Consider the following 26,335-nt stretch of genomic DNA (forward strand, 5'->3'; position numbering starts at 1 on the left):
GCGGCAGCCGCGGGTGCGCGGCCGGTGACGGGACGCACCGCCCGGCGCCAGCGCTGGCTGCACTGCCTGACGGCCGCCGCTCCACTGCGGCTGCATGAGTGATCCTGCGAGTATTCGACTCCTTTCATTCATGTGTCAACAGTCACCTGAGGCGACCAGGCCTTCCCTATATCTCCTGCAAAGAGCGCCAGTTCATGAAACATCCTTCCCCGCCGCACCGGCGCTCCCACCCTTTCGAGGGATGGATTACGCCGCAGGGCGTGCGTAGAGTTGCTTGCAACGGAGCATCTTGTTGCAAGTTCACGCAGACAACTGGAGGGCGTCGTGAGCGGGACCTCGTACATGGAGCAGGAGCTGCGCAGCCAGCCCGGGACGTGGCGGGAGGCGGCGCGGATCGGCCGCTCGGACACCCCGCTGCCCGGCGCCGGCCGGCGGGTCGCGGTGGTGGGCTGCGGCACCTCGTGGTTCATGGCGCAGGCGTACGCGGCCCTGCGTGAGGGCGCCGGGCTGGGCGTGACGGACGCGTTCGCCGCGTCGGAGGCGTTCCTCGGCGCCGACCGCGGTTACGACGCCGTCGTGGCGATCACCCGCTCCGGGACCACGACCGAGGTGCTGCGCCTGCTGGAGCAGGTGAAGGGGCGCATCCCGACCGTGACGGTGCTCGGTGACCCCGACACCCCGGCCACCGAGCTGTCGGACGCGACGGTCACCCTGCCGTTCGCCGACGAGAAGTCCGTGGTGCAGACCCGGTTCGCGACGACCGCGCTCGCGCTGCTGCGGGCCCACCTCGGCGAGGACCTGTCCGGCGCGGTGGGCGACGCGGAGGAGGCGCTGGCCGCGCCCGTGGAGAAGGAGTGGGTGGACGCCGAGCAGTTTTCCTTCCTCGGCACGGGCTGGACGTACGGCCTGGCCAACGAGGCGGCACTGAAGATGCGGGAGGCGTCGCAGAGCTGGACGGAGTCCTACCCCGCGATGGAGTACCGGCACGGCCCCATCTCCATAGCGGCACCGGGCCGTGTCACCTGGGTGTTCGGCCAGGTGCCGGAGGGTCTGGAAGCGGACGTCGCACGGACCGGCGCCGGGTTCGTGCACCACGGGCGCGACCCGCTGGCCGATCTGGTGCTGGTGCAGCGGATCGCCCTGGAGCGGGCCCGCGCCCGCGGCCTGGACCCGGACAACCCGCGCAGCCTGACCCGGTCGGTGATGCTCGCGGAGGCGGAGGCGGAGGCGGAGGCCGAGCCGGAGCCGGCGGCCGGGTAGGGGGCGTACGTGCCTGCGGGGTCGGGTAGCGGCCGTACGTGTCAGCGGGGTCGGGTATCGGCCGTGCGCGTCGGCGGGGCCGTCCCTCTCGTCCCCGCCTGTGCCCGGCCGTCCCCGCGTGTCCCACCCGTCCCTGTCCCCGTTCCGTTCCGTTCTGTTCCACTCCGCTCCGCTTCGTTCCGCTCCGTTTCGTTCCGTCCGTGAACCGTCGGTAACGGCGGTGCCCGCAAGGGAGGCAGGATTCCATGCCCCTCGTTCCCACCTCGTCGATCGTCGATGCCGCCCGTGAGGCGCGGGCCGGCGCCGCGGCGTTCAACGTCATCCACCTGGAGACCGCCGAGGCGCTCGTCACGGCCGCCGAGCGCAGCGGCTTCCCGGTCATTCTGGGCATCAGTGAGAACTGCATCCGCTACCACGGCAGCCTGCTGCCCATCGCCCGCGCCACCCTCGCGCTCGCCGAGGCGTCCGCCGCGCGGGTCGCCGTGCACCTGGACCACATCACCGAGGCGGAGCTGGTGCGCGAGGGCGTCGAGGCCGGGGTGAGGTCGGTGATGGTGGACGCCTCGGCCCTCCCGTACGAGGAGAACGTCGCCGCCACGGCGGAGCTGACCGCCTGGTGCCACGAGCGCGGCGCCTATGTCGAGGCCGAACTGGGCGAGGTCGGCGGCAAGGACGGGGTGCACGCCCCCGGCGCCCGTACCGACCCCGACGAGGCGCTGGCGTTCGTCCGGGCGACCGGGGTGGACGCGCTGGCCGTCGCCGTCGGCTCCTCCCACGCGATGCACGAACGCACCGCCGTCCTGGACAAGGAGCTGATCACGGCACTGGCCGGGCGGCTCCCGGTGCCGCTGGTGCTGCACGGCTCCTCGGGCGTACCCGACGACGAACTCCGCCGGGCCGTCGCAGCAGGCATGACGAAGATCAACATTTCCACCCACCTGGTCTCCGTCTTCACCCGCAGCATCCGGGACTCCCTGGACGAGGATCTCTCCCTCGTCGACTCGCGCAAGTACGTGAAACCGGCGCGTGAAGCCGTGGCCCGGGAGGCCGCCCGGCTCCTGACCCTGCTCGGCGCCCCTGCCGCGCCCGCGGAAGCGGGTCGGCCGGCCGTCACGGAGGCGCGCGTGCGGGGGTGAGAGCGCGGCGGGCCTCCTGCCGTCGGCGGGCTCACCGATATCACACAGGTCACCGGGAAGGACTTAGGCTCGCGCCATGAACCGCCACGAACGGATGAACGCCCTCCTGGAGCTCCTCGGCGAACGTGGCCGGGTGGAGGTCGATGAGGCCGCGACCAAGCTGGAGGTCTCGGCCGCCACGATGCGGCGCGACATGGACGCCCTGGCCGATCAGCAGTTGCTGACCCGCACCCGGGGCGGCGCGGTGCTCAGCTCGGTGGCGTACGACCTGCCCATCCGTTACAAGCGGGCGCACCGCGCCGACGAGAAGGAAGCCGTGGCGCAGGCCGCGGCGAAGCTGGTCGAGCGCGGCGACGTGGTCGGCCTGAGCGGCGGCACCACGACCACGGAGATCGCGCGGGTACTGGCGACCCGGCCGGACTTCGCGGAAGCGGGCCCGCAGCCGCACCTGACCATCGTCACCAACTCGCTGAACATCGCCAACGAACTCGCCGTACGGCCGCAGATCAAGATCGTGCTGACCGGCGGGGTGGCACACTCCCGGTCGTTCGAACTGGTCGGCCCGTTCAGCGAGCTGGTCCTCCAGCAGATCTCCGTGGACATCGCCTTCATCGGCGCCAACGGGATAGACCCGGTGATGGGTGCGACCGTGCACGACGAGGCGGAGGCCCGGATCAACCGGCTCATGGCCGAGCGGGCCCGGCGCGCGGTGCTCGTCGCGGACTCCTCGAAGATCGGCGAACGCTGCTTCGCGCGGGTCGGCGGCGCGGATGTCTTCGACACCCTCATCACGGACAGCGGCGCCAAGGAGGCCACCCGCCGGGAGTTCGGCGAGCGGGGGCTGCGCGTGGTCGCCGCCCGCCCCGCGGCGGACGACTGAGCGCGGGCCGCTGAGCGGGATTCGCCGACCGGGATTCGCTGAGCGGGATTCGTCGACCGGGATTCGCAGAGCAGGATTCACCGACCGGGATTCGCAGAGCAGGATTCGTCGAGCAGGGCCTGCTGAGCAGGGTTCATTGAACGAGGGCCACCGGACCAGGGCCGCTGAGTGAGGGCCACCTGACCAGGACCGCTGAGCGATGACGGCGCCGAGGGCCTCCGGGGGCTGCGGGGGCCTCCGGAGGCTGCCGGGGGCTGCCGGAGGGTCAGCGCGCTTTGGGGAAGGCGGCGCGCAGTGTGGAGCCCCGGGTGAGGAACGCGACTCGGATGACGGGCAGCATGCAGACGGTCTGCGTCGCGGCGTACCAGGGCGGGCAGACCCCCGGGATCAGGTCGACGCCGATGATGGCGATCGGCATGATGACGGCGAGGGCGCTCACGCGCTCGAAGGCCCGTCGCGATCCCCGGGAAGCCGAGACGGCCAGCCGGTGGATCAGCACGGCGGCCACGGGCAGCAGGACTGCCCGGACCCACATGAACGTGTTCACCATATGGCCGCCGCTCGCCACCGCGACGACCGCCAGGAGAGCGACGGCGCTGAGTGCGCCGTAGACCTTGATGCTGGTCTTCGCCGCGCCGAAGGCTTCTTGCGCGCGGTGGCCGGGCACGCTGTGGAGTGCCGCCGCGGTGGTGGAGTGCTCGTTGGTTTCCATGGTCACTGACGCTATGAAGCGCCCGGCCGACGCGGTATCCGTCTGGGCCCACGGGCGGGTGGGGACAGCCCCACTCCCCGCCCCGCCTCGCCGCTGCCACGATGGCCCGATGGATCCTATGGACCACGAGAGTACGGTGCGCGGCGTGCGCCGGCTCGACCTGGGCTACTTCGTACGTCCTGCTTCGGAAACCGGCGGCCGGGAGCCGCGGGTGGAGCCGGCGCTCGCCTACCTGGTGCGGCACGACGCCGGGTTGCTGCTGTTCGACACGGGGATCGGCGCCGCCGACCCGGAGACCGAGGCGCACTACCGTCCGCGGCGCAGGTCCCTGGAAGCCGCGCTGGGCGCGGCCGGGCACCGGCTCGCGGACATCTCCCTGGTGGTCAACTGTCACCTGCACTTCGACCATTGCGGCGGCAATCCGCTGCTGAGCGGCAGGCCCGTTCTGGTGCAGGCGGCGGAACTGGCCCTGGCCCGCGCGGGCGGTCATACGGTGGACGCGCTGGTCGACTTCCCCGGTGCGGTGTACGAGGAGCTGCACGGCGAGGCCGAGGTGTGGCCCGGCGTCCACATCGTCCCGACGCCGGGGCACACCGCGGGGCACCAGTCCCTGGTGGTACGGCAGCGGGACGGCACCGCGGTGCTGGCGGGGCAGGCCCGTGACAGCACGTCGGAATTCGCGTCGGACCAGCTCGCCCGGCAGGCCGCCCTCGACGGGGTCGAAGCCCCGCTGCCCAGCTGTCCGCCGTGGCTGGAGCGGCTCAGCGCCTTCGATCCGCGGCGGGTGATGTTCGCCCACGACTGTTCCGTGTGGGAGCCGTCCGAGCCGACCGAGCGCTTCGAGCCGACCGAGCCGACCGAGCGCTTCGAGTCGTCCGAGTCGTCCGGGCGCATCTGGCCGTCCGAGCAACCCGAACCTTCCGGGCCGCCTCAGGCCCCCTGAAACGCCGTGCCCACGCCCTTGCCCACGCCCCTTGCCCGCCCCCTCCCCGCCTGACGATCCGTCACCAAGTACTGTCCCCCCGCAGCACAGCGTCAGCACCACCGTCGAGGAAGACGACCTGGCCGGTGACGTGTGTGTTCTCCGGTGACGTCAGCCAGGTGAGCAGCGCGGCGGCCTGTTCCGGGCGGGCGTGCCCGTGCAGGGGCATCGGGACGCTGGCGTCCACCACCTGGCGCATCTCCGGGTCGGCGAGCATGGGCGCGGTCATGGGGGTGATGACGGTGCCCGGCGCGACGGCGTTGAGCGGGATTCCGGCGCCCGCCCAGTCGCCGGTCGTGGCGGTGCGGCGGACCCAGCGCGCGAGGGCGGCTTTGGAAGAGCCGTAGACGAGGTACCCCTCGCCGCGGTCGACGGCCGCCTGCGCCGCGGCGACCGCCGTCGGTTCGTCACCGGCCAGCGCCGCGTCGACGATGACGGTGTCGACGGGATGCACGGACGCCACCGAGGAGACGACGACCGCGCGCGGGTCGGTACCGGCGGCGAGCAGCGGGCGCAGCCCCTCCAGGGTGGCCACCGCCCCGAAGTGGTTCACCTTGACGGTCAGCGGGTCGAAGGCGGCGGTCCCGGCGCAGGCGATCACCGCGTCGAGCCGTCCGCCGGTCAGTTCCCGGGCCCGTGCCACCAGTTCCGTACGGCCTTCGGCGGTGGAGAGGTCCACGCGGATGTCGGCGCCTTCGAGGTCCGCGCCGATCACGGTGTGCCCCTGTGAACGGAGGCGGGCGGCAGTGGCCTCGCCTATGCCGGAGGCCGCTCCGGTGACGAGACAGGTACGGGACATGATCGGTCGGCTCCTCGACGGGTGTTGCGGGCAGCGGGTGTTACAGGCGCTGCGGGGATTACAGGTGTTGCGGGGATTACAGGTTCTGTGGGGATTACAGGTGTTGCAGGGGTTACGGGTGTTGCGGGTGTTGCGGGCACTACGGGTGTTGCGGTCAGCGGGTGGCCCGGCAGCGAGCGGTCCGGGCCCCGCCAACCTACCTCTGTGCCCCCTGCACCGGTTCGGGCGGTGCCCCGTACACCGGTTCCGGCGGTGTGGCCGTGGAGAGGAGTTCGCGGGCGGCTGCTCCCGCTTCGGCCGGTTTCCAGCGGGACTGCCTGTCGGCGGTGGGGCCCCTGCGCCAGCCGTCCATGACCGTGATGCGCCCTCCTTCGGCTTCGAAGACGCGGCCGGTGACGCCTTCCGAGGCGGCGGAGCCGAGCCAGACGACGAGAGGCGAGACGTTTTCCGGTGCCATGGCGTCGAAGGCGCCGTCCGCCGGAGCCGTCATGGTCTCGGCGAAGGTCCGCTCGGTCATACGGGTGCGGGCGGCCGGGGCGACGGCGTTGACCTGGACTCCGTACCGGCCCAGTTCGGCGGCGGCCACGAGGGTGAGGCCGAGGATGCCCGCCTTGGCGGCGGAGTAGTTGCCCTGTCCGACGCTGCCCAGCAGGCCCGCTCCCGAACTGGTGTTGACGACGCGGGCCCGCGGCGGGCGGCCCGCTTTCGCCTCCGCGCGCCAGTGCGCCGCGGCGTGCCGGAGCGGCAGGAAGTGGCCCTTGAGGTGGACCCGTACGACGGCGTCCCACTCGTCCTCCGTCAGGTTCACCAGCATCCGGTCCCGTACGAAGCCCGCGTTGTTGACCAGGGTGTCGAGGCGTCCGTACGTGTCCAGTGCGGTGGCGATCAGCGAGGCCGCTCCGGACTCCGCGGCGATGTCGCCGCCGTGGGCGACCGCGTCGCCGCCCGCCGCGCGGATCTCCGCGACGACCGCGTCGGCGGGGCCGCCCGCCCCCTCCCCCGCCGAACCGTCCGGCCGCACCCCGAGGTCGTTGACGACGACGCGGGCGCCCTCGGCGGCGAAGGCGAGGGCATGGGCCCTGCCCAGGCCCCGGCCCGCGCCGGTGACGGCGACCACGCGCCCCGCGCAGATACCACCAGCGCAGATACCACCGGAGGTGCTTTCGGTCGGGTGGTCATCGGTCATCGGTACCCTCCGGGTCGGAAGTGGCGGGCGGGGTGGCCGTTCGGGGTGGGATCGGTGTGCCGGGCGGCTGTCCGGCCGCGTCCAGGAAGGCCGGCCGTTCGCCCCCGCCGTGGACGGCCAGGCTCGCTCCGCTCACGTACGCGCAGGGGTCGCCGGCCAGGAAGGCGCAGAGCCCGCCGACTTCGTCCGGCGTCGCGAGGCGGCCGAGCGGGACGGTGCGGCCGACGGCCGCGAGACCCGCCGCGTCGCCGTAGTGCAGGTGGGAGAGTTCGGTTCGGACCATGCCGACGACGAGGGTGTTGACGCGGATGCGCGGCGCCCATTCGACGGCCATGGTGCGGGCGAGGTTCTCCAGGCCCGCCTTCGCGGCTCCGTAGGCGGCGCTGCCGGGCGAGGGGCGGGTGCCGCTGACGCTGCCGATCATGATGATCGAGCCGCCGGTCTCCTGTTCCGCCATGACGGCACGCGCCGCGAGCGACACGGTCAGCGGGGCCGTGAGGTTCAGCTCGATGACGCGGGCCGCCTGCCGGGGGGACGTCGCGTCGAGCGGGCGGTACGGCGTGCCGCCCGCGTTGTTGACGAGGATGTCGAGGCGTCCGTGGCGGGACCGTATCCGGTCGACGCACGCGGCGACCGCGTCCGGATCGCGCACGTCCACCGGCTCGAAGGCGGCCGTGCGTCCGTCCGCCGCCGCGGCCGGCCGTTCCGGCGGGCGGCGGGCGCAGGCGACGACCTCGGCGCCCGCCGCCAGCAGGGCGCGGCCGATACCGGCGCCGACACCCCGTGTGCCGCCCGTGACGACCGCGACACGCCCCGACAGATCGATGCCGAGTGCCAAAAGGTCACCTCCGCCCTCCCGTTGCGGGCGCCGCGCTGCTACCTTCTCCAGCAACCTGCACCTAACAAACGTTTGGTGGAAAGGTAGCTGATCCGCCCATGGGTGTCTCCACCACCGTCACCGTGTCGTGTCCCGCGGACGGCGTCGCGCTCGTCACCGTCGACCGGCCGCCGGTCAACGCCCTGCCCGTACAGGGGTGGTTCGACCTGGCCGACGCGGTACGCGCGGCCGGCCGCGACCCCGGTGTCCGCTGTGTGGTGCTGGCCGCCGCGGGCCGCGGGTTCAACGCGGGCGTGGACATCAAGGAGATGCAGCGGACGCCGGGGAACGGGGCGCTGCTCGGCGCCAACCACGGCTGTTACGAGGCGTTCGCGGCCGTGTACGACTGCGAGGTGCCGGTCGTCGCCGCCGTGCAGGGCCACTGCCTGGGCGGCGGGATCGGGCTGGTGGGCAACGCGGACGCGATCGTGGCGAGCGACGACGCGACGTTCGGGCTGCCCGAACTGGACCGTGGCGCGCTCGGCGCGGCCACCCACCTCGCCCGGCTCGTCCCGCCGCATCTGATGCGCACCCTCTACTACACCTCGCGCACCGTGACCGCCGCCGAACTGCACCGGCACGGCTCCGTGTGGGAGGTGGTCCCGCGCGGCGCATTGCCGACGGCGGCGCTCGCGCTGGCCGGGGAGATCGCCGCCAAGGACGGGTACCTGCTGCGGCTGGCCAAAGCCGCCATCAACGGCATCGACCCCGTCGACGTCCACCGCAGCTACCGCTTCGAGCAGGGCTTCACCTTCGAAGCCAACCTCAGCGGCGTCGCCGACCGGCACCGGGACGCCTTCGCGCGGCGGACACCCTCCGTACAGCAGACACCCTCAGTACAGCGGACCCCCGAGGCCACCGAGGCCCCAGAGCCCCCCAAAAGCCCGGAGCGCGAACCCGGCACCGACACGCCCGGAGGTGAGCCGAATTGAGCGACAAGACCATGACCGCCGACGACGTGGTGGCCCGGCTGGAGAGCGGGATGACGATCGGCATCGGCGGATGGGGCTCGCGCCGCAAGCCGATGGCGCTCGTACGGGCCCTGCTGCGGTCCGGCCTGACGGACCTGACCGTCGTCTCCTGCGGAGGCCCCGACGTGGGACTGCTGGCGGCCGCCGGGATGATCCGCCGGCTGGTCGCGCCCTTCGTGACCCTGGACTCGGTGCCGCTGGAGCCGCACTTCCGCGCCGCCCGCGAGCGCGGCGGACTGGAACTGACCGAGCTGGACGAGGCGATGTTCCTCTGGGGGCTGACCGCGGCGGGCCAGCGGCTGCCCTTCATGCCGGTACGGGCCGGGCTCGGTTCCGACGTCCTGCGGGTCAATCCCGGGATCCGTACCGTCACTTCTCCGTACGCGGACGGCGAGGAGCTGGTCGCCGCCCCGGCGCTGCGGCTGGACGCGGCGCTGGTGCACCTCAACCGGGCGGACGCGCGGGGCAACGGCCAGTACCTGGGGCCCGACCCGTATTTCGACGACCTCTTCTGCGAGGCGGCGGACGCGGCGTACGTCTCGTGCGAGCGGATCGTGGGCGGCGAGGAGCTGACCCGGGCGGGCGGCCCGCAGACGCTGCTGGTCAGCCGGATGTTCGTCAGCGGTGTCGTCGAGGCTCCGTACGGTGCGCACTTCACCTCCTGCGCGCCGGACTACGGGCGGGACGAGGCGTTCCAGCAGGCGTACGCCGCCGCTGCGGCGGATCCGGACGCGTGGGCCGCGTTCGTCAAGCGCTTCCTGTCGGGGGACGAGGACGACTACCGGGCGGCGGTCGCGGCCTTCGCCGAAGAGACCGCACGGAGGGAGCGGCGTTCATGACAACCCCACCCGCATCCGCACCCGGCTCCGGCCCCTCACCCGAGCCAGGCCCTGTACCCGAATCCGTAATCGCCCCCGCCCCCGCCCCCATCTCCCGCGCCGAATACTGCGTGATCGCCTGCGCCGAGGCATGGCGCGGCGCGGGCGAGGTGCTCGCCTCTCCCATGGGGACCGTGCCCTCCCTCGGCGCGCGGCTGGCGAAGCTGACCTTCTCCCCCGGCCTGCTGCTGACGGACGGCGAGGCGCTGCTCATCGGCGACGTACCGGCCGCGGGATCGCCGTCGGAGGTGACCGAGGGCTGGCTGCCCTACCGCCGGCATCTGGCGCTGGTCGCCACGGGCCGCCGGCACGTCATGATGGGCGCGAGCCAGATCGACCGGTACGGCAACCAGAACATCTCCTGCATCGGGGACTGGGCGCGCCCGGCCCGGCAACTGCTCGGAGTGCGCGGCGCTCCCGCCAACACCCTGAACAACCCGACGAGTTACTGGGTGCCGAAGCATTCGCCGCGGACCTTCGTCGAGCGGGTCGACATGGTCTGCGGCGTCGGGTACGACCGGGCCGCGGCGGCCGGGCCGTCCGCGACCCGCTTCCACCACATCCCGCAAGTCGTCAGCGATCTCGGCGTGTTCGACTTCGACACGCCCGACCGCACCATGCGCGTCCGGTCGCTGCACCCCGGCGTACGGCTGGACGACGTCCGCGCGGCCACCGGGTTCGCGCTCCGCGTGCCGGACGGCGGTGTGCCGTGCACGCGCGCGCCGGACGCCGCCGAGCTGCGGCTGATCCGCGAGGTCGTCGACCCGCGCGGGCTGCGCGACCGCGAGGTGCCGCCGTGCCGTCCCTGACCACCGCGCTGACCGGCCTGACCGGCGTCCGCCACCCCATCGTCCAGACCGGTATGGGGTGGGTCGCCGGACCGCGGCTCGTCTCGGCCACCGCCGAGGCGGGGGCGCTCGGCATCCTGGCCTCCGCCACCATGTCCGCCGGGCAGCTGCGTGCCGCGGTCCGCGAGGTCGCCTCCCGTACGGACCGGCCCTTCGGCGTCAATCTGCGGGCGGACGCCGGGGACGCCGGGGAGCGGGTGCGCATCATCATCGAGGAGGGCGTACGGGTCGCCTCGTTCGCGCTGGCGCCCTCGCGGGAGCTGATCGCCCGCCTGAAGGACGCGGGTGTCGTCGTCATCCCGACGGTGGGGGCGCGGCGGCACGCGGAGAAAGTCGCTGCTTGGGGCGCGGACGCGGTGGTCGTCCAAGGGTCCGAGGGCGGCGGGCACACCGGTGACGTGGCGACCACGGTCCTGCTGCCGCAGGTCGTGGACGCCGTGGACATCCCGGTCGTGGCGGCCGGCGGCTTCCACGACGGGCGCGGGCTGGTGGCCGCTCTGGCCTTCGGTGCGGCCGGCGTGGCCATGGGGACGCGCTTCCTGCTGACGTCCGACAGCACCGTCCCGGCCGCGGTCAAGGCCCGGTATCTGGCGGCGTCGGTCCAGGACGTCACCGTGACGCGCAAGGTGGACGGGCTGCCGCACCGGATGCTGCGGACGGATCTGGTGGCCGCCCTGGAACGGTCCGGGCGCCCGGCGGCCCTGCTGCGGGCCGTGCGGCACGCGGCGGCGTTCCGGAAGCAGGCGGGGACCGGCTGGGCCCGTATGGTGCGCGACGGGCTGGCCATGAAGCACGGCGGCGAGCTGACCTGGAGCCAGGTGCTGCTGGCCGCGAACACGCCGATGATGCTGCGGGCCGCGCTGGTGGAGGGCCGTACGGATGCCGGGGTGATGGCGTCCGGGCAGGTGGCCGGGCTCATCGGGGATCTGCCGTCGTGCGCGGAGCTGGTCGGCCGGATCATGGCCGAGGCGGTGGCGACGCTGGACCGGCTGGGGCCGGGCGGCCCGGACTGAGCGGGCCGCCCGGTCCGGGCCCGACCGCCCGCCGACCCGAAGCCCGGCCCGGAGACCGACCCCAAGCCCGACCCGAAGACCGGCCCGGTGACCGACCCGAACACCGGTCTGGATTTCGCCGCACTACGGTGGAGAATGACCACTGAAGGCCGCCCGGGATTCTGCCGCGGGCGGAGGTTTCCATCGGGGGAGATCACATTGCGTAAGTTTCTTGCCACGGCCGTCGCGGTGACGGCGCTCAGTACGACGCTGGGTCTGGCCACGGCCTCGCAGGCCGCGGCGGCCCCGCGGGCTCCGCAGTGCGCGAAGGTGATGAAGTACTTCACCAAGGACCACCAGCGGTTCGTCCGCCTGAAGAACCTGTGCGCGCAGCGTACGGCCTGCTACACGATCGTCGTGCCGGCCCGGCCCGCCGTGAACGGCCGCCTCGCCAAGGCCGCGACGAAGGACGTCCGGTACGGGACGGACCGCGGCCCGCGCGCCCTTTATGTACGTAATCGGGCCTGCTGACACGTCGCCGGGACCCCGACCCGGGTAGTCGCCCTAGCCGCCCCGGCCGCCCGGCTCACAGCCGTTCGATCACGGTCACATTGGCCTGTCCGCCGCCCTCGCACATCGTCTGGAGCCCGTAGCGCCCGCCGGTCCGCTCCAGTTCGTGCAGCAGTGTGGCCATGAGCTTGCAGCCGGTCGCGCCGAGCGGGTGGCCGAGCGCGATGGCGCCGCCGTTGACGTTGACCCGGCCGGGGTCGGCGCCGGTCTCCTTCAGCCAGGCCAGCACCACCGGCGCGAACGCCTCGTTGATCTCCACGAGGTCGATGGCGTCGATGCTCAGCCCGGTCCGCTTCAGTGCGTGCGCGGTGGCCGGGACCGGCGCGGACAGCATCCGGATCGGGTCCTCGCCGCGTACGGACAGGTGGTGGACGCGGGCGCGCGGCGTCAGTCCGTGATCCCGTACGGCCTGCTCGCTCGCCAGCAGCAGGGCCGCCGCGCCGTCGGACACCTGGGAGGAGACGGCGGCGGTGAGCCGGCCGCCGGCCACCACCGGCGCGAGGGCCGCCATCTTCGCCGCCGACGTGTCGCGCCGCGGGCCCTCGTCGGCCGCCACGTCCCCGTACGGGACCAGTTCGCGCGCGAAGCGTCCCTCGTCGGCGGCGCGCACGGCCCGCCGGTGCGAGCGCAGCGCGTACTCCTCCATGTCCGTACGGGTGATGCCCCACCTCTCCGCGATCAGTTCGGCGCCGTGGAACTGGTCCACCGGCCGGTCGCCGTAGCGGGCGCGCCAGCCCGCGCTGCCCGCGAACGGGCCCTCGGCCAGCCCGAGCGGTTCGGCGGCCCGGCGGCTCGCGAAGGCGATGGGGATCATCGACATGTTCTGGGTGCCGCCCGCGACGACCAGGTCCTGGGTGCCGGAGAGCACGCCCTGCGCGGCGAAGTGGACGGCCTGCTGGGAGGAGCCGCACTGCCGGTCGACGGTGACGCCCGGCACCTCTTCGGGGAGCCCGGCCGCCAGCCAGCTGGTCCGGGCGATGTCGCCGGCCTGCGGGCCGACGGCGTCCAGGCAGCCGAACACCACGTCGTCCACGGCGGCCGGGTCCACGCCCGTACGCTCCATCAGTGCCTTCAGGACGTGCGCGCCGAGGTCGGCGGGGTGTACGGCGGCGAGCCCGCCGCCGCGCTTGCCGACGGGGGTGCGCAGCGCGTCGATGATGTAGGCCTCTGCCATGCCGGCTCCTCGGTCGTCGGGGCGTGCGGAGCGTACGTGGTGCGGAGCGTGCGCAGTGCGGTGTCCTGTGTGGTGCGGTGTCCTGTGTGGTGCGGGTCGGGGCGGTCAGGCCCGTACGGCGATGCCGTCCAGCACCATCGACAGGTACTGGCGGGCGATCTCCTCCGGGCCGTGGTGGCCGCCCGGCCGGTACCAGCTCGCGGCGACCCAGACGGTGTCGCGGACGAACCGGTAGGTGAGCCGGACGTCGAGGTCGGGGCGGAAGACGCCGTCGGCGACGCCGCGTTCCAGGGTGCCGAGCCACGCCTTCTCGAACTTCTGCTGGGAGTCGGCGAGGTAGCCGAAGCGGGGCCGCCCGACGAGCTGCCTGGACTCCTTCTGGTAGATGGCCACGGCGGCGCGGTGTCGGTCGATCTCCCGGAAGGACTCGGTGACCAGGGCCTCGATGGTCTCCCGGGGACCGAGCCCGGCCGCGAGCACCGCGTCGTAGCCGGCCCACAGCTCGTCCAGGAACGTGCTCAGGATCTCGTCCAGCATCGACTCCTTGGAGTCGAAGTGGTAGTAGAGGCTGCCCGCGAGCAGCCCGGCCTCGTCCGCGATCCGGCGTACGGTCGTCGCGTCGTAGCCGTGGGCGGCGAACACTTCGGCCGCGGTGGCGAGCAGCGCGCGGCGGCGGGCGGGCGAGGGCGGGGTCACGGCGGCCGGTTTCCCGGTCTTCTTTGCGGTGGACACCGGCCCATTGTCCCTCCCCCGGTCACGCGCGCTGACTGCTCACCGGGACCGTCTCGCCGGTCATGTACGACGCGTAGTCGCTGGCCAGGAAGACGATGACGTTGGCGACCTCCCACGGCTCGGCGGACCGTCCGAACGCCTCCCGGGCGGTCAGTTCGGTCAGCAGTTCCTCGCCGGTGACCTTCGCCAGGTGCGGGTGGACGGCCAGGCTGGGCGAGACGGCGTTGACCCGGACCCCGTACGCGGCGGCCTCGGCCGCGGCGCAGCGGGTCAGCGCCATGACTCCGGCCTTGGCGGCGGCGTAGTGCGCCTGGCCGCGCTGGGCCCGCCAGCCCACGACCGAGGCGTTGTTGACGATGACGCCGCCCCGGCCGCCGGCCCGCATCCGGCGCAGCGCGGCGCGGGTGCAGCGGAAGGTCCCGTTCAGGGTCACGTCGAGGACTGCGGTCCACTGCGCGTCGGTCATCGCCACCAGGTCGGCGCTGCCGCCGAGTCCGGCGTTGTTGACGACGACGTCCAGCCGTCCGTGCCGCTGCTCGGCGAAGTCGAAGAGGGCGGTGACCTGCGCCTCGTCGGTGACGTCGCAGGGCAGCGCGGCGACCCGCCCGGCTCCGAACCCGTCGGCGAGCGCCGCCTCGGACTCCTTCAGGCGCCGGGCGTGCGCGTCGGAGAGGACCACGTCCGCGCCCTCCTCCAGGAGCTTGCGGGCGGTGGCGCCGCCGATGCCGGTGCCCGCCGCGGCGGTGACGACGGCCGTGCGGCCGGTGAGCAGGCCGTGTCCGGGGACGTAAGGGGGTGCGAGGTGCGCCGGGTGCGCCGTCGGAGGCTTCTCGGGCGTCATGACCGTACGCTAACCTACCAAACACTTGTTAGGGAACGGTCCCGGAGCAACCCCGCGGCCCCCGGAGGAACCACGCCGAACGCCGGAGCCCGCCGCCACCGCATGGGAGGCCGCTCGTCGATGGATCTCGAACTCAGCCCGGCGGACGAGGAGTTCCGGCGCGAAGCGCGGAACTGGCTGGCCGCCCACGTACCCGCCGTGCCGCTGCCCTCCCTGGAGACCGCCGAAGGGTTCGCCGCCCACCGGGAGTGGGAGCGCGCACTCCACACCGGCCGCTGGTCGGCCGTGACCTGGCCGGAGGAGTACGGCGGGCGTGGCGCGTCAGCGCTCCGCCAACTGCTGTTCGAGGAGGAGTACCACGCGGCACGCGCCCCCGGCCGGGTCTCCCAGAACGGCATCAGCCTGCTCGCCCCCACCCTCTTCGCGCACGGTACGGCCGAGCAGTTGGCGCGCGTCCTGCCCCCGATGGCGAGCGGCGCGACCGTCTGGGCGCAGGCGTGGTCCGAGCCCGGCGCCGGTTCCGATCTCGCCGCGCTGCGGTCGTCCGCCGTACGGACCGCGGGCGGCTGGCTGCTGCGCGGGCACAAGACGTGGTCCTCCCGTGCGGCCTTCGCGGACCGCGCCTTCGGGCTGTTCCGCAGCCATCCCGGCGCGGACCGGCCGCACCGCGGCCTCACGTACCTGATGTTCGACCTGGCCGCGCCGGGGGTGACGGTGCGGCCCATCGGCCGCCTCGACGGCAGGCCCGCCTTCGCCGAGCTGTTCCTGGACGAGGTGTTCGTGCCGGACGAGGACGTGATCGGCGAGGCGGGGCAGGGGTGGCGGGTCGCGATGAGCACGGCGGGCGACGAGCGCGGGCTCTCCCTGCGCAGCCCGGGGCGCTTCACGGCCGCCGCCGCCCGCCTCGCCGCCTTGTGGCGGGCCGCGGCCGACCCCTCGGACACCGCGCTGCGCGACCGGGTCGCCGACGCGGTCACTGGCGCCCGCGCCTACCAGCTGTCCGCCTGCGCCCAGGTCTCGCGGACCGCGGCGGGCGGCATGCCGGGGGCGGCAGGCGGCACGGCGGGCACAGCAGGCGGTACGGCGGGCGGCGCACCGGGCGCGGCCGCGAGTCTCACCAAGGTCTTCTGGTCCGAGCTGGACATCGCCCTGCACGAGACCGCGCTCGACCTCCTCGGTCCGTACGGCGAACTGGCCGCCGACGCCGGGGAGGCGCCGGACCACGGGAGGTGGGCCGACGGCTGGATCTTCGCGCTGGCCGGCCCGGTCTACGCCGGTACGAACGAGATCCAGCGCGACATCATCGCCGAACGGCTGCTGGGCCTGCCCAAGGGACGGCGCTGAGGCGGAGCGGATCGGCGGACCGGATCGACGGTCCGGATCGACGGTCCGGAGCAACAGGCCGCACCGGCGAGGGGAGTTGAGGGATGCGGTTCCTTCTGGACGACGAGCAGCGGGAGTTCGGGCGGACACTCGGCCGGATGCTGGCGGCGGCGGACACCCCGGCCGCCGCACGGGCGTGGGGCGCCGGGGACAGCGGCCCCGGGCGCGCGGTGTGGCGGCGGCTCGCGGAGGCCGGGGTGTTCGGGCTGGCCGTACCGGAGAAGTACGGGGGTGCGGGGTTCCTGCCGGTCGAACTGGTCGTTTCCTTCGTCGAGTTGGGGCGGTACGCCGTCCCGGGTCCGGCGGTGGAGACGGCCGCGGCGGCCGCACTGCTCGGCCGGCTCGGCGATACGGGCGGCCCGGCCGAGAAGTGGCTGCCCGCCGTCGCGGCCGGGGACGCGGTGGTGTCGTACGCGGACCCGGCGTGCGGGCCGTACGCCCTCGACGCGACGGCCGCCGACGCCACCTTCCTCGCGAGCGGCGACACCCTGTGGCGGCTCGACCGGGAGGGAACGGCCCAGCCCTCGGTCCAGCCCTCGATCGATCCGGCCCGGCGGCTGTCCCGGTGCGAGCCGGGCGGCGGGACCGCTCTCGCGAGCGGGCCGGCCGTGCGGGCCGCCGCCGCGCGCGCCGCGGACACCGCACGGCTGCTCACCGCGGCGCAGGCGCTCGGCGTCGGCCGGCGACTGCTGGACGACACCGTGGCGTACGTCAAGCAGCGCACCCAGTTCGGCGTCGCCATCGGCTCCTTCCAGGCGGTGAAGCACCGGCTGGCGGACGTCCTGGTGGCGCTGGAGTTCGCCGAGCCGCTGATTTACGGGGCGGCGGTGGAGCTGGCGGGTGACGGGGAGGCGGGCACCGGCATCGCGATGGCGAAGGTGGCCGCGGGCGAGGCCGCCTATACCGCGGCGCGGACCGCACTCCAGTTGCACGGCGCCCTGGGGTACACCGACGAGCTGGACCTTTCCCTGTGGATACGCAAGGCGCGGGCGCTGCGTGGCGCCTGGGGCACACCCGCGGAATGCCGTGCCCGTGTGCTGCGCTCCCCCGTGCCGGGCAGGTGACCACACGGACGCAAATCTTTTACGAGTAAAACACCTGTTAAGGTTTTGGCATGGGGAAACATGCCAGACCTACGGGAAAGCGCGCGGCGGCCCTCTCCGGGGACGGCGGCGCGGTCCGCGCGCGTCCGCTGCCCGTCAAGAGCACGGTCCTCCTGCGCCGCCCCGTGGACATCTGGCACAAACCCGCGCTGAGCGCGGTCGTCGCCCTCGGCATCCCCGAGTTCACCCTGCTCGCGCTGGGCCGCCTGGACCTGGTCCTGTACACCTCGGCCGGAGCGATGTGCGCCCTGTACGCGCACGGCCTGCCGTACGCGGCCCGCGCCCGCACCCTGGCGTGGGTGGTGCTCGGCATGGTCGCGAGCCTCGGCGCCGCCCTGACCGCCGCTTCCCTGACCTCCTCGGTCCCCCTCCTCGTCCTGCTCGCCTCGCTGGTCGCCGCCGTGCACAAGACGGTCTGCGACGCGACGCGCGTCGGGCCGCCGGGAAACCTGATCTTCACCTTCATCTCGGCGTCGGCCTTCTTCGTACCGCAGCGGACCGGGCAGGTGCCCTTCCATCTGGCGCTGGCCCTCGGCGCCGGTGCGCTCGCCTGGCTGGTGTGCATGGCGCCCGCGCTGCTCCGGCCGCGCGGGCCGGAGCGCATCGCCACGGCGCGGGCGCTGGAAGCCGCCGCGGCACTGCTGCGTACCGGCCCGGCGCCCGACGACGCCCCCGCCGCCGGGCCCGACCGCGCGCGGCACGCCGCCGCTGCCGCCGTGAACGCCGCCTGGCACACGCTGTTCCAGGTCCCGGGCCGTACGCCCGCCGCGGCTGCCGCCCGGTCCGGGCTGGAGCGGCTGCTCGTACGGGCCGAGTCGGCCCTCGCGGCGCGGGACGCCGACGCGGACGAAGCCGAACGCTGTACGGCATGGGCCCGCGACCTGCGCCGCGGCCGACCGCTGCCGGAGGTCGCCCTCACCGGCGCACAGGCCGGCGAGCTGGCGGGCGTCCTCGCGGAGCACGCGGACCGCGACGGACACACGGGCCGCGAGGGGCACGCGGGCCGCGGCAGGCACACCGGCCTCGACGCGCACTCGGACCCCGACGGGCACACGTACCCCGACGGACGCACGCGCCGAGGAGAAGCCGCGGGTCCGGAGCCGCGCCGCCCCGCGCCCGGCCGCCCGTACGGCGTCCGGGCCGTGCTCCGACGCCTCGCGCCCGGCTCCCCGCTGCTGCCCGTCGGCGCCCGGGTGGCCGTCGGCTGCGCGCTGGCGGGCTGGGGCTCGATGGCGGTCGGCGTCGGCCACCCGTACTGGGCCGTGGTCACCGCGGCCTCCATCTACCAGGCCAACACCACGCTCTCGTGGCAGCGGGCCCTCCAGCGCACCCTCGGCAACCTCCTCGGCCTGCTGCTCTTCACCGCGCTGCTGCCGGTCATCCACACCGGCCACCTCGCGATGATCCTGCTGGCGCTCACCTTCCAGTTCTGCGCGGAGGCGAGCATCACCCGCAACTACTGGCTCGGGTCGGTCTGGGTCACCCCGATGGCCCTGCTCCTCACCGAGTTCGGCAGCCACCTGCCCGCGCGGACGCTGGTCACCGACCGCTGGACCGACACCGTCGTGGGGGCGGCCGTCGGCCTGGCCTGCTGCGTCCTGGTCACCAACCGCCGCGCCGCCGACCGCATCGAGGCGGCGCTGGACCGGGTGACGGCCGCCGAGGCCACGGCGCTCCGGCTGCTCGACGGCGGGCTGCCGGCCGACGGGCTGCCGGCCGTCTACGACGGGCCGGAGGCGGGCTGGGCGCGGGACCGTCTGGCCGGGAGTCTGGTCGAGCTGCGGGAGGCGGTGGAGGTGTCGGCCGGCGAGTGGTGGCAGCGCGCCGTCCCCGCGGAGCGCGTCGCCCTGGCCGAGCAGCGGGGGCACCGCGCCCTGGCCCGGCTCGTCCGCCGGCTGTCCGCGCCGACACCGGCACCGGCGTCGGCGTCGGCGTCGGCGTCGGTACCGGTACCGGTACCGGCCACGTAGCCGTTCCCGTACCGCCAGTGCCGCCCATGCCGATTCCGTACCGCCCGCCCCGTACCCGTACCCGTACCGCCCCGGCCTGCCCGCGGGAACGGCACCAGGCAGAATTGGCCGGGCGCAGCGCGGCGCGGGGTCCGTACGGCGGCCCCCGGCTCGCCGTGCGCGACACAGGACGCCGACGGGGGCCGGGAGAGCCCGGGAAGAAGGGGTGCGCGTGACCGAGGACATCGTCGCGGGGGTGCTGCGGCAGTGGCAGCAGGTCCATCCGGGGCTGGACACCGGTCCGATGGCGGTGATCGGGCGGCTCAACCGCTGTTCCGCGCTGTTGCAGCAGGCCGCCGACGCGCCGCTGCGGCGGGAGGGGCTGACCCGCCCGGAGTTCGACATCCTCGGGACGCTGCGGCGGATGGACCGTGAGCTGACGCCCGGCCGCATCGCGCGCGAGACGTTCGCTTCCGGCGCCGCGGTCACCAAGCGGGTCCGGCAGTTGGAGACCCGCGGGCTGGTCGCGCGGCGCCCCGACGAGCGGGACCGGCGGGTCTCGCATCTCTCGCTCACCGACGAGGGCCGCGCGGTCATCGACCGGCTGCTGCCCGATCAACTGCGCTACGAGGCAGGTCTGCTGGAAGGCATCGACGGCAAGCGGCGGGAGGAACTGTCCGCGGGGCTGAGCGAGTTGCTGGTGCTGCTGGAGGGGCGGCTCGGGAGCCTGCTGGACTGATGGCCTCCGTGGCGTACGGGGAGTGGCGTACGGCGTACCACCCGTACGCCGAGCGGCACGCCCCCTAAGCCCCGTAGGCCGGACGGGCGACACCACGGTCTGCGGGTCGCCCCTTCGTACGGTGGCCGCGGGGCCGGGCCGCCTGGGCAGGGCGAGTGGCGCACCGGCCGTTCGTCCGGCGCCTCCCCGGCTCCGCGCGCGGGCTGCGGAATGATGCGTTCCGTAGACGGCTCCCCAGGTGTCCGCCCGCCGGCCGGCGGTCACCGCGGCGGTGCCGGTGACGCGCGGGCGGAGGGAGGAGCGCCGGTTTGCCCGATCGCACGCTCTCCTCCGCGGGAGACCGCCGGGAGCGGCTCCCCCACGTCGGCGGACGCGGGCCTCCCGGAGCGTGTCCCGTCCTCCAGGGCATGTCCCGTCCTCCCGGAGCGTGCCCCGCTCCGACCGCCCACCGCCCGCCCGTCGCCCGGCGACCCGTACTCCTGAGGCAGCGTCATGATTTCCCCCTTCGACGGTATGGCCGCGCTGCACGAGCGCAGCATCGACGAGCTGCCTTTCCGACGGCACATCGAAATGCCCTCCGTCCTCGCCGCGGCGGACAGCGTCGACGGGCGGCGGGTCCTGGACCTCGGCTGCGGCTCGGGGCACTACGCCCGGTTCTTCGCCCGCAGCGGGGCGGACAGCGTGCTCGGCGTGGACCGGTCCCCGGGGATGATCGCGCACGCCCGGCACCGGGAGGAGGTGGACCCCCTCGGCGTCTCCTACCGCGTACTCGACGCGGCGACCGCCGACGCGCTCACCGGAGCCTTCGACCTGGCCGTGGCCATCTACGCGCTGTCGCACGCCGCCACCCCGGCGGCGCTCACCCGGCTGTGCGCCGCCGCACGCGACACCCTCGCCCCGGACGGCCGTTTCGTGGCCGTCACGCTCAACCCGGACTTCGCGACGGTCCCCCACTTCTACCGGCCCTACGGCTTCGACCTCACCGTGGCCGACCCCCACCTGCGGGACGGCGACCCCGTCGGCCTGCACGGCCGGGCCGACGAGGAGACCTTCCAGGTGACCGCCTACTACTGGTCCCGTGAGGCGCACGAACGGGCCCTGGTGGAGGCCGGGTTCACCGACGTCGCCTGGCAGTCCCCGCGCACCGCCGCCGACGGCAGCGCGTCACTGTTCGGGCGCTACCTGGCGGCGCCGCACGTCCTGGCGGTGTCGGCGCGCGCCTGCTGAGGCCGGGAGCGGCACCCCTCGGACCGGCCTCCCGGACCGGCCTCCCGGACCGGGCCGAGGGGCCGGGGCGTCACGGCTCCAGGCGGGCGATGCGCCCGTCCTCCCCCGCCGCCCAGCAGCCGAAGTCCGCGGCGCAGCCGACGGTGTCGTACGAGCCGTCGTCGAAGGCGTGCCAGGAGCGGCCGCCGTCGAGTGTGACGTCGCTGCCCGTCGGGCCGACGGCCAGGGCGACGCGCGTGGTGCGGGGGAACCACGCCACCCCGGACCGGTAGCGCTTCGGCGGCCTGGCGGACGCCTGCCAGGACGCGCCGCCGTCCGCGCTCACCGCGGCGGCCTTCGGTGAGGGCTTGCCGGTCCGGTGGTCACCGCCGACCGCGAGTCCGTGCGTACGGTCGCGGAAGGCCAGGCCGAAGACGCCGCGTGCCGGGTCGCCCGCCGGAACCGGCGTCTCGGACACGGTCCAGCTGCGCCCGCGGTCCGGGGAGTACAGGACACGGCTCTTCGCCGCGCCGCCGGTGGCGAACCACGCGTCGTACGCGCCGGAGCTGACCAGGCACTGGCCGCTGGCCGCGAAGGACGCCTCGCCCGGCTGGGCGGGCGGCATGCCGCGGGTGGGCAGCACCCGCCAGTTCCGGCCGCCGTCGACGGTGGACAGGATGCGGTACGTCCCGTCGACGGGGTCGGCGAGCGCGATGCCGTGGCTGCTGTCGAAGAAGGTCATGCAGTCGTAGAAGGCGCGCGGGTCGGTGTTGCGGAAGCTCTCGGTCCAGGTGGCGCCGCCGTCGTCCGTACGGAAGACCCGGGACGCTTCGCCCTCGCCGGCCGCCAGGGCCACGGCGTGGCGCGCGTCGAACGCCTCGATGTCGCGGAACTCCAGCGCTTCGGCGCCCGGTGGTGAGACGTCGCGCCAGTGGTCGCCGCCGTCGCGGGTACGCAGTACGGTCCCGCCGGTGCCGGCGACCCAGGCGGTGCTGCGGCTGACGGCGGCCAGACCGCGGAAGCGCGCGTCGGAGTCGCTGTCCTTCAGGTCCCAGCCGCCCGCCAGCGCCGCGGACGCGGTCAGCGGCGCGGCGAACCGTGCGGCGGCGGACGCCTGCGTCTGCGTCTGCGTCTGCGTCTGTGCCTGCGCCTGCGTCTGCGTCTGCGTCTGTGCCGATACGGGGGCCGTGCCCGCGGCACCGAGCGCCGCGGCACAGGCCACCGCCCACACCCCGCGCCCGCCTCTCCGGCGCCCCCGCTGTCCTGACCGTCCCGGCTTCCCCATGACCCTCATGACCCTCATGACGCTGGAAGCTAGCCCAGCCGGGACGCCCCGTCCAGAGATCCCCGTACCGCCCTCCGCCGGTGCCTCGCCTCGCGCGGGCCCGGCGCCCCTCCTACTGTGCTGAACAGGGGTGCGGAAGCAGCCGGGGGGCGACGCGGGAGGAGACGGCGATGGACCGGCAGGAGATCCGCTCATGAACGCGCCGCCGCCGGTGGCGGTGACCGACGACCGCGGCGCGAACCGCTACGAGGCCCGGCTCGGCGGCGAAGTGGCGGGCGTGGCGGCCTATCTGCGCGCCGAAGGGCTCATCGCCCTCGTCCACACCGAGGTCGACCCGGTGTACGAGGGCAACGGCGTCGGTTCGGCGCTGACGCGGCACGCGCTGGACGCGGCGCGGGCGGAGGGGCTGCGGGTGCTGGCCGTGTGCCCGTTCGTCGCGGGCTGGATGGCGCGGCACCCCGAGTACGGGGATCTCGCGTACGAGAACCGCAGCGCGGTGACGGACTGACGTCGGCCGCCCCCGGCTGCCCCCTCCCAGGGAGGGCCGGGGCGGCCGGAGACCTCACCCGGTCCGGCAGATCCAGACCGGTCCCCAGCCCCACCAGCCCCAGTGACAGTGTTCGGACGGGGACGGAGTGGGCGTGGGTGTCGGGGTAGGCGTGATCGTGGGCGTGATCGTCGGGCTGGGCGTAGGCGTGGGCGTGGGCCGCGCCGTGGGGCTGCCGGTCGGTACGGGTGTGGGGACGGCGGTGGGCCGTGTGGGCCCGCCGGTCGGTGCGGACGCCGTCGGGTCCGGGCCGGGGCTCGTCGCTGGTCCGGTGGGGGCCGGGGTGGGGCCCGGCCGCCCGGTGCCGGACGGTGCGGGCGCCTGTGACGCGGACGGCGCGGGAGCTTGCGAGGCGGCCGGCGCGCCCGCACGGGGCGCCGGTGGCGCACTGGCCGTGCCGCGCGCTGCCGGTGCCGGCGGAGCGTCCGGAGCGCCGGTGGGTGCGGAGGTCGCCGACCGGTCCGCCGTGGCATCGGGCGCCGCCCGGCCCGCGCCGCCGCTCCCGGACTCCCCCGGTGCCGCGGCCGTCCGCTCGGCGGCCGGTGACGCGTCGCCGCCGGTCAGCGCGACGCCCGCGGCGACCGCCACACCGGCGACCACCGCAACACCGACGCCCGCGACGGTGGCGGCCACCGGCCCGGCCTGCCCGATCTGGCCGCGCAGCAGCTGCCGTACGGACCTCGGTACGGAGGTGAGCGCGTGCTGCACGGAGGCGGCCGCGCCGCTCCCGGCCGCGTGGCCGCCGGCCGCCGCGGCCCCGGCGCCCGCGAGCGGCAGCAGGAACTTCGCCGAACCGCCCGCCAGGAGCACCAGCAGCGCGGGCCCGGTGAGCGCGGGCAGCCGGTCGTTGGCCCGGGTCAGCAGTGCCATCCGGGCCCGGCAGTCGGGGCAGCCCGCGAGGTGGCCCGCGACCCCGTCGGCCTGTTTCGCGGTGGCCTCGCCCCGTACGAACGCGGGCATCCGCCGCCAGTGCACCTCGCACGCCGGGTCGTCGGGCGTTCCGGGCACCGAGCCGAGGAACGCCTGCCGCATGCCCTCCCTGGCCCGGTGCAGCAGGACGGCCGTCGCGCCCTTGCCCGCCCCGATCGCCCTGCCGACCTCTTCCAGCGGCTGGTCCTCGGCCTCCGCGAGCCACAGGGCCGTGACCCAGCGCTGCGGGAGCCGCCCCATGACGCGGGCGAGCAGATCGACGTAGGCGACGCGCTGTGCCGGGTCGGCCTGCTCGGCCGCGGGCGAGCTGCCGGGCCACGCCGGGCCGGTGCCGGGCCACGCCGGGCCGTCCTCGGGGTCCTGCGGTATCTCGCGGGCGGCGGCCGCTCCGACGGCCGAGGCGAGGTGGCGGATGGTGGTGCGGAGGTAGGCCGGGACGTTGTCGATGCGGTGGCCGGACCGGATGCGGCGCCAGACCCGGAAGTGCGCCTCGGCGACGAGGTCCTCCGCGAGCCAGGCGCTCGTCGTCAGCGAGCGCGCGTAGGCGACCAGACGCGGGTGCTCACGCTCGTAGAGCCGGGTGTAGTCGTCCGCCGCCGACGCCGGGGACTCTGCGGATACTTCGGACATGAACGGACAACCCCTGACGTGACACCCCCGGCCCGGAACTGTACCCCGGCACCGGCCGGGCCCGGGGTCCGGTCACCGGCTTTCACTTCCGGGCAGACCTCTTCCGGTTCTGGCGGCCTTGCACAGATTTTGTAAGCGTAAGGAGCGCATATCCCCGCAATCAAAAGTTCGTGACGCACTTCACGCAGCCGTTCGGTGCACTGGCGTAATACACGGCGCGTCTTACGGGTCGTAGAGGCAAGGACCCGTACACACGAACACCCAGGGAGCCGGAGATGTCCCACGTCATCGACCAAGCCGTTCAGGCCCGACTCATCGCGACCGTGCCCCGGTCGAGGAAGGTGCCCGCCCGGCTGCGCTACGACAGCGGCGACCCGCTCGCGGTGCAGGTCGTCTTCCCGCCGGTGGCGTCGCTGGACGGGGCGGAGGTCGTGTGGACGTTCGCCCGCGATCTGCTGACGGCGGGCCTGCGGGAGCCGTCCGGCAGGGGCGACGTGCACATCTGGCCGTGCGGCCCGGACAACACGATGCTGGAGTTCCACACCGCCGACGGTCTGGCGATGGTGCAGTTCCAGGCCCGTGACCTGCGCAGGTTCCTGATGCGCTCGTACGGTGTCGTGGCCCTGGGCAGCGAGGGCCGCCATCTGGACATCGAAGGCGACCTCGCGGCCCTGCTGCGGGAGGCGTAGGCGGCCGGGTGCGGCCGTCCTGCCTCTCAGCCGCGCCCGAGAAGGGTGTTCAGCTCGCCGTAGTCGAGGCCGCCCGCCAGCGTGTCGTACGTGCCGGTGGCCAGAAGCTCACGGGCGGCGGCGCGGACCAGGGCGTGCGCCGCCTGCGCGATGCCCGCGCCGACGCTGACCCGGGCGGCGCCCAGTGCGCCCAGTTCGGCCACGGGCGGCGCTCCAGGGCCTGCCATCACGTTCAGCGGGGCCGTGATACCCGCAGCCAGCGCCCGTACGGCCGCGGGGTGCGCGACGCCCGGCACGAAGATCCCGTCCGCTCCTGCCGCCACGTAGACGGACGCCCGTTCCAGCGTCTCCTTCAGCCGTGCCTCCTCGTCCTCGCCCACCGCCGACAGGTAGGTGTCGATCCGGGCGTTGAGGAACAGCGGCACACCGGCCGCGTCGGCCGCCCGGCGCGCGGCGGTGAGCCGGGCCGCCTGCTCCCGGGCGGGCCGCAGCGGGGCGGGCCCGCCGTGCGTGGCGTCCTCGATGTTGACGCCGACGGCGCCCGCCGCGACGACTCCGCGGACCGTTTCGGCCACGTCCTCCGGGCCGTCCCCGTAGCCGCTCTCGATGTCCGCGGTGACGGGGACCGTGACGGCGGCGGCGATCCGTGCGATCAGATCCAGCGCCCGTCCGCGGCCGAGCCGGTCGCCGTCCGGCACCCCCAGGCTCCAGGCGACACCGGCGCTGGTGGTGGCGATGGCCGGCGCCCCCGCCGCTTCGACGATGCGCGCACTCGCGGTGTCCCAGGCGTTGGGCAGCACCAGCGGTGCCCGGTGCCGCCGGGCGTCGTCGTGCAGGGCGCGGAAGGCGCGGGCCTTGTCCGCGGGCGCAGGGGCCGGGGCCTGGGCGCGCTCGGCGTCTGTGGTGTCCATGCGCCACAGTCCAACAGGAGCGGGGGTGCGGCTCCGGCGAGTTTCCGACATGTACGTCGCCCGGTCCGCCGCCTGCCGGGGAGCCCGCCCGGGGCTCTCGCGGTGGCCGCTTGACTTCGAGTGCG

26 protein-coding genes are annotated in these 26,335 nt (G+C 74.4%); 16 read left to right on the plus strand and 10 right to left on the minus strand.

What is annotated here, in order from left to right:
* Positions 1 to 324 precede the first annotated feature (324 nt).
* From A6A06_RS24100 to A6A06_RS24110, 3 genes are all read left to right on the plus strand, one after another.
* Positions 325 to 1,260, plus strand: coding sequence for an SIS domain-containing protein (locus A6A06_RS24100; protein WP_073763438.1), 936 nt, complete (start codon positions 325 to 327; stop codon positions 1,258 to 1,260).
* Positions 1,261 to 1,505: 245 nt separating this feature from the next.
* On the plus strand, positions 1,506 to 2,396 hold the full coding sequence (locus A6A06_RS24105; protein ID WP_073763439.1) for a class II fructose-bisphosphate aldolase: 891 nt from the start codon (positions 1,506 to 1,508) through the stop codon (positions 2,394 to 2,396).
* 76 nt (positions 2,397 to 2,472) lie between these two features.
* Positions 2,473 to 3,276: a DeoR/GlpR family DNA-binding transcription regulator gene (locus tag A6A06_RS24110; protein ID WP_073763440.1), complete on the plus strand. Its 804-nt coding sequence runs from the start codon at positions 2,473 to 2,475 to the stop codon at positions 3,274 to 3,276.
* A gap of 265 nt (positions 3,277 to 3,541) precedes the next feature.
* Here A6A06_RS24110 and A6A06_RS24115 read toward each other — a convergent pair whose 3' ends face one another.
* Positions 3,542 to 3,988 carry a hypothetical protein gene (locus tag A6A06_RS24115; protein ID WP_242440914.1) on the minus strand — a complete coding sequence of 149 codons (447 nt, stop codon included), beginning with the start codon at positions 3,986 to 3,988 and terminating at the stop codon, positions 3,542 to 3,544.
* A gap of 118 nt (positions 3,989 to 4,106) precedes the next feature.
* Between A6A06_RS24115 and A6A06_RS24120 the strand changes: the two genes are divergently transcribed.
* The gene (locus tag A6A06_RS24120) at positions 4,107 to 4,931 is read left to right on the plus strand and encodes an N-acyl homoserine lactonase family protein (protein ID WP_079194294.1); all 825 of its coding nucleotides are present in this window, start codon (positions 4,107 to 4,109) and stop codon (positions 4,929 to 4,931) included.
* A 61-nt stretch (positions 4,932 to 4,992) separates the two neighbouring features.
* Here the strand turns inward: A6A06_RS24120 and A6A06_RS24125 are convergent, their stop codons facing one another.
* The 3 genes from A6A06_RS24125 to A6A06_RS24135 form a co-directional block, all read right to left on the minus strand.
* Entirely contained in the window at positions 4,993 to 5,769 is a 777-nt protein-coding gene (locus A6A06_RS24125) for an SDR family oxidoreductase (protein ID WP_073763441.1), read from the minus strand.
* Between the two features lie 196 nt (positions 5,770 to 5,965).
* A complete protein-coding gene (locus tag A6A06_RS24130) occupies positions 5,966 to 6,955 on the minus strand; it encodes an SDR family oxidoreductase (RefSeq protein WP_073763442.1) in 990 nt (329 codons plus the stop codon).
* Positions 6,945 to 7,793 (minus strand): SDR family oxidoreductase, encoded by an 849-nt coding sequence (locus A6A06_RS24135; protein ID WP_073763443.1) that lies wholly within the window; start codon positions 7,791 to 7,793, stop codon positions 6,945 to 6,947. The genes A6A06_RS24130 and A6A06_RS24135 overlap by 11 nt, the downstream gene beginning before the upstream one ends.
* A 98-nt stretch (positions 7,794 to 7,891) precedes the next feature.
* Between A6A06_RS24135 and A6A06_RS24140 the strand changes: the two genes are divergently transcribed.
* The 5 genes from A6A06_RS24140 to A6A06_RS24160 all read left to right on the plus strand — a co-directional run bounded on the left by A6A06_RS24140 (position 7,892) and on the right by A6A06_RS24160 (position 12,052).
* The gene (locus A6A06_RS24140) at positions 7,892 to 8,764 is read left to right on the plus strand and encodes an enoyl-CoA hydratase family protein (RefSeq protein ID WP_073763444.1); all 873 of its coding nucleotides are present in this window, start codon (positions 7,892 to 7,894) and stop codon (positions 8,762 to 8,764) included.
* 11 nt (positions 8,765 to 8,775) lie between these two features.
* Positions 8,776 to 9,642, plus strand: a complete 867-nt coding sequence (locus A6A06_RS24145) for a CoA transferase subunit A (RefSeq protein ID WP_073764496.1) — start codon at positions 8,776 to 8,778, stop codon at positions 9,640 to 9,642.
* The gene (locus A6A06_RS24150) at positions 9,639 to 10,490 is read left to right on the plus strand and encodes a CoA-transferase subunit beta (RefSeq protein WP_242440916.1); all 852 of its coding nucleotides are present in this window, start codon (positions 9,639 to 9,641) and stop codon (positions 10,488 to 10,490) included. Before A6A06_RS24145 ends, A6A06_RS24150 begins: the two co-directional genes overlap by 4 nt.
* Entirely contained in the window at positions 10,487 to 11,542 is a 1,056-nt protein-coding gene (locus A6A06_RS24155) for an NAD(P)H-dependent flavin oxidoreductase (RefSeq protein ID WP_073764498.1), read from the plus strand. Before A6A06_RS24150 ends, A6A06_RS24155 begins: the two co-directional genes overlap by 4 nt.
* A 198-nt stretch (positions 11,543 to 11,740) precedes the next feature.
* Complete coding sequence (locus A6A06_RS24160) at positions 11,741 to 12,052, plus strand: hypothetical protein (RefSeq protein WP_073763445.1); 312 nt, start codon at positions 11,741 to 11,743, stop codon at positions 12,050 to 12,052.
* Positions 12,053 to 12,107: 55 nt separating this feature from the next.
* Here the strand turns inward: A6A06_RS24160 and A6A06_RS24165 are convergent, their stop codons facing one another.
* The 3 genes from A6A06_RS24165 to A6A06_RS24175 form a co-directional block, all read right to left on the minus strand.
* Positions 12,108 to 13,265: an acetyl-CoA C-acetyltransferase gene (locus tag A6A06_RS24165; RefSeq protein ID WP_073763446.1), complete on the minus strand. Its 1,158-nt coding sequence runs from the start codon at positions 13,263 to 13,265 to the stop codon at positions 12,108 to 12,110.
* 105 nt (positions 13,266 to 13,370) lie between these two features.
* Complete coding sequence (locus A6A06_RS24170; RefSeq protein ID WP_073763447.1) at positions 13,371 to 13,997, minus strand: TetR/AcrR family transcriptional regulator; 627 nt, start codon at positions 13,995 to 13,997, stop codon at positions 13,371 to 13,373.
* Between the two features lie 22 nt (positions 13,998 to 14,019).
* Entirely contained in the window at positions 14,020 to 14,838 is an 819-nt protein-coding gene (locus A6A06_RS24175; protein WP_073763448.1) for an SDR family oxidoreductase, read from the minus strand.
* A 120-nt stretch (positions 14,839 to 14,958) separates the two neighbouring features.
* Between A6A06_RS24175 and A6A06_RS24180 the strand changes: the two genes are divergently transcribed.
* From A6A06_RS24180 to A6A06_RS24200, 5 genes are all read left to right on the plus strand, one after another.
* Entirely contained in the window at positions 14,959 to 16,182 is a 1,224-nt protein-coding gene (locus A6A06_RS24180; protein WP_073764502.1) for an acyl-CoA dehydrogenase family protein, read from the plus strand.
* A gap of 83 nt (positions 16,183 to 16,265) precedes the next feature.
* On the plus strand, positions 16,266 to 17,285 hold the full coding sequence (locus tag A6A06_RS24185; protein WP_073763449.1) for an acyl-CoA dehydrogenase: 1,020 nt from the start codon (positions 16,266 to 16,268) through the stop codon (positions 17,283 to 17,285).
* 50 nt (positions 17,286 to 17,335) lie between these two features.
* The gene (locus A6A06_RS24190) at positions 17,336 to 19,294 is read left to right on the plus strand and encodes an FUSC family protein (RefSeq protein ID WP_079194295.1); all 1,959 of its coding nucleotides are present in this window, start codon (positions 17,336 to 17,338) and stop codon (positions 19,292 to 19,294) included.
* Between the two features lie 211 nt (positions 19,295 to 19,505).
* A complete protein-coding gene (locus A6A06_RS24195; protein ID WP_073764506.1) occupies positions 19,506 to 20,012 on the plus strand; it encodes a MarR family winged helix-turn-helix transcriptional regulator in 507 nt (168 codons plus the stop codon).
* A gap of 492 nt (positions 20,013 to 20,504) precedes the next feature.
* Positions 20,505 to 21,239 (plus strand): class I SAM-dependent methyltransferase, encoded by a 735-nt coding sequence (locus A6A06_RS24200; RefSeq protein ID WP_073763450.1) that lies wholly within the window; start codon positions 20,505 to 20,507, stop codon positions 21,237 to 21,239.
* Positions 21,240 to 21,309: 70 nt separating this feature from the next.
* Here A6A06_RS24200 and A6A06_RS24205 read toward each other — a convergent pair whose 3' ends face one another.
* Positions 21,310 to 22,440, minus strand: coding sequence for a WD40/YVTN/BNR-like repeat-containing protein (locus tag A6A06_RS24205; protein WP_242440917.1), 1,131 nt, complete (start codon positions 22,438 to 22,440; stop codon positions 21,310 to 21,312).
* Between the two features lie 256 nt (positions 22,441 to 22,696).
* On the opposite strand from A6A06_RS24205, the gene A6A06_RS24210 reads away from it, so the two are divergent.
* Complete coding sequence (locus A6A06_RS24210; protein WP_073763451.1) at positions 22,697 to 23,011, plus strand: GNAT family N-acetyltransferase; 315 nt, start codon at positions 22,697 to 22,699, stop codon at positions 23,009 to 23,011.
* A gap of 54 nt (positions 23,012 to 23,065) precedes the next feature.
* Here the strand turns inward: A6A06_RS24210 and A6A06_RS41065 are convergent, their stop codons facing one another.
* Positions 23,066 to 24,610: a sigma factor gene (locus tag A6A06_RS41065; protein WP_073763452.1), complete on the minus strand. Its 1,545-nt coding sequence runs from the start codon at positions 24,608 to 24,610 to the stop codon at positions 23,066 to 23,068.
* A gap of 275 nt (positions 24,611 to 24,885) precedes the next feature.
* Here A6A06_RS41065 and A6A06_RS24220 point away from each other — a divergent pair, with 275 nt between their 5' ends.
* Entirely contained in the window at positions 24,886 to 25,299 is a 414-nt protein-coding gene (locus A6A06_RS24220; RefSeq protein WP_073763453.1) for an SsgA family sporulation/cell division regulator, read from the plus strand.
* Between the two features lie 26 nt (positions 25,300 to 25,325).
* Here the strand turns inward: A6A06_RS24220 and A6A06_RS24225 are convergent, their stop codons facing one another.
* Positions 25,326 to 26,210 carry an isocitrate lyase/PEP mutase family protein gene (locus A6A06_RS24225; RefSeq protein ID WP_073763454.1) on the minus strand — a complete coding sequence of 295 codons (885 nt, stop codon included), beginning with the start codon at positions 26,208 to 26,210 and terminating at the stop codon, positions 25,326 to 25,328.
* Positions 26,211 to 26,335: the final 125 nt, after the last annotated feature.

Source organism: Streptomyces sp. CB02923, assembly GCF_001905005.1.
Classification (GTDB): domain Bacteria; phylum Actinomycetota; class Actinomycetes; order Streptomycetales; family Streptomycetaceae; genus Streptomyces.

Coding starts and splice junctions, on each gene's coding strand:
- A6A06_RS24220 (WP_073763453.1), top strand. CDS start 24,886: ATGTCCCACGTCATCGACCAAGCCGTTCAGGCCCGACTCATCGCGACC.
- A6A06_RS24110 (WP_073763440.1), top strand. CDS start 2,473: ATGAACCGCCACGAACGGATGAACGCCCTCCTGGAGCTCCTCGGCGAA.
- A6A06_RS24225 (WP_073763454.1), bottom strand. CDS start 26,210: ATGGACACCACAGACGCCGAGCGCGCCCAGGCCCCGGCCCCTGCGCCC.
- A6A06_RS24190 (WP_079194295.1), top strand. CDS start 17,336: ATGGGGAAACATGCCAGACCTACGGGAAAGCGCGCGGCGGCCCTCTCC.
- A6A06_RS24140 (WP_073763444.1), top strand. CDS start 7,892: ATGGGTGTCTCCACCACCGTCACCGTGTCGTGTCCCGCGGACGGCGTC.
- A6A06_RS24210 (WP_073763451.1), top strand. CDS start 22,697: ATGAACGCGCCGCCGCCGGTGGCGGTGACCGACGACCGCGGCGCGAAC.
- A6A06_RS24200 (WP_073763450.1), top strand. CDS start 20,505: ATGATTTCCCCCTTCGACGGTATGGCCGCGCTGCACGAGCGCAGCATC.
- A6A06_RS24130 (WP_073763442.1), bottom strand. CDS start 6,955: ATGACCGATGACCACCCGACCGAAAGCACCTCCGGTGGTATCTGCGCT.
- A6A06_RS24175 (WP_073763448.1), bottom strand. CDS start 14,838: ATGACGCCCGAGAAGCCTCCGACGGCGCACCCGGCGCACCTCGCACCC.
- A6A06_RS24145 (WP_073764496.1), top strand. CDS start 8,776: ATGACCGCCGACGACGTGGTGGCCCGGCTGGAGAGCGGGATGACGATC.
- A6A06_RS24120 (WP_079194294.1), top strand. CDS start 4,107: ATGGACCACGAGAGTACGGTGCGCGGCGTGCGCCGGCTCGACCTGGGC.
- A6A06_RS24105 (WP_073763439.1), top strand. CDS start 1,506: ATGCCCCTCGTTCCCACCTCGTCGATCGTCGATGCCGCCCGTGAGGCG.
- A6A06_RS24180 (WP_073764502.1), top strand. CDS start 14,959: ATGGATCTCGAACTCAGCCCGGCGGACGAGGAGTTCCGGCGCGAAGCG.
- A6A06_RS41065 (WP_073763452.1), bottom strand. CDS start 24,610: ATGTCCGAAGTATCCGCAGAGTCCCCGGCGTCGGCGGCGGACGACTAC.
- A6A06_RS24125 (WP_073763441.1), bottom strand. CDS start 5,769: ATGTCCCGTACCTGTCTCGTCACCGGAGCGGCCTCCGGCATAGGCGAG.
- A6A06_RS24165 (WP_073763446.1), bottom strand. CDS start 13,265: ATGGCAGAGGCCTACATCATCGACGCGCTGCGCACCCCCGTCGGCAAG.
- A6A06_RS24185 (WP_073763449.1), top strand. CDS start 16,266: ATGCGGTTCCTTCTGGACGACGAGCAGCGGGAGTTCGGGCGGACACTC.
- A6A06_RS24115 (WP_242440914.1), bottom strand. CDS start 3,988: ATGGAAACCAACGAGCACTCCACCACCGCGGCGGCACTCCACAGCGTG.
- A6A06_RS24150 (WP_242440916.1), top strand. CDS start 9,639: ATGACAACCCCACCCGCATCCGCACCCGGCTCCGGCCCCTCACCCGAG.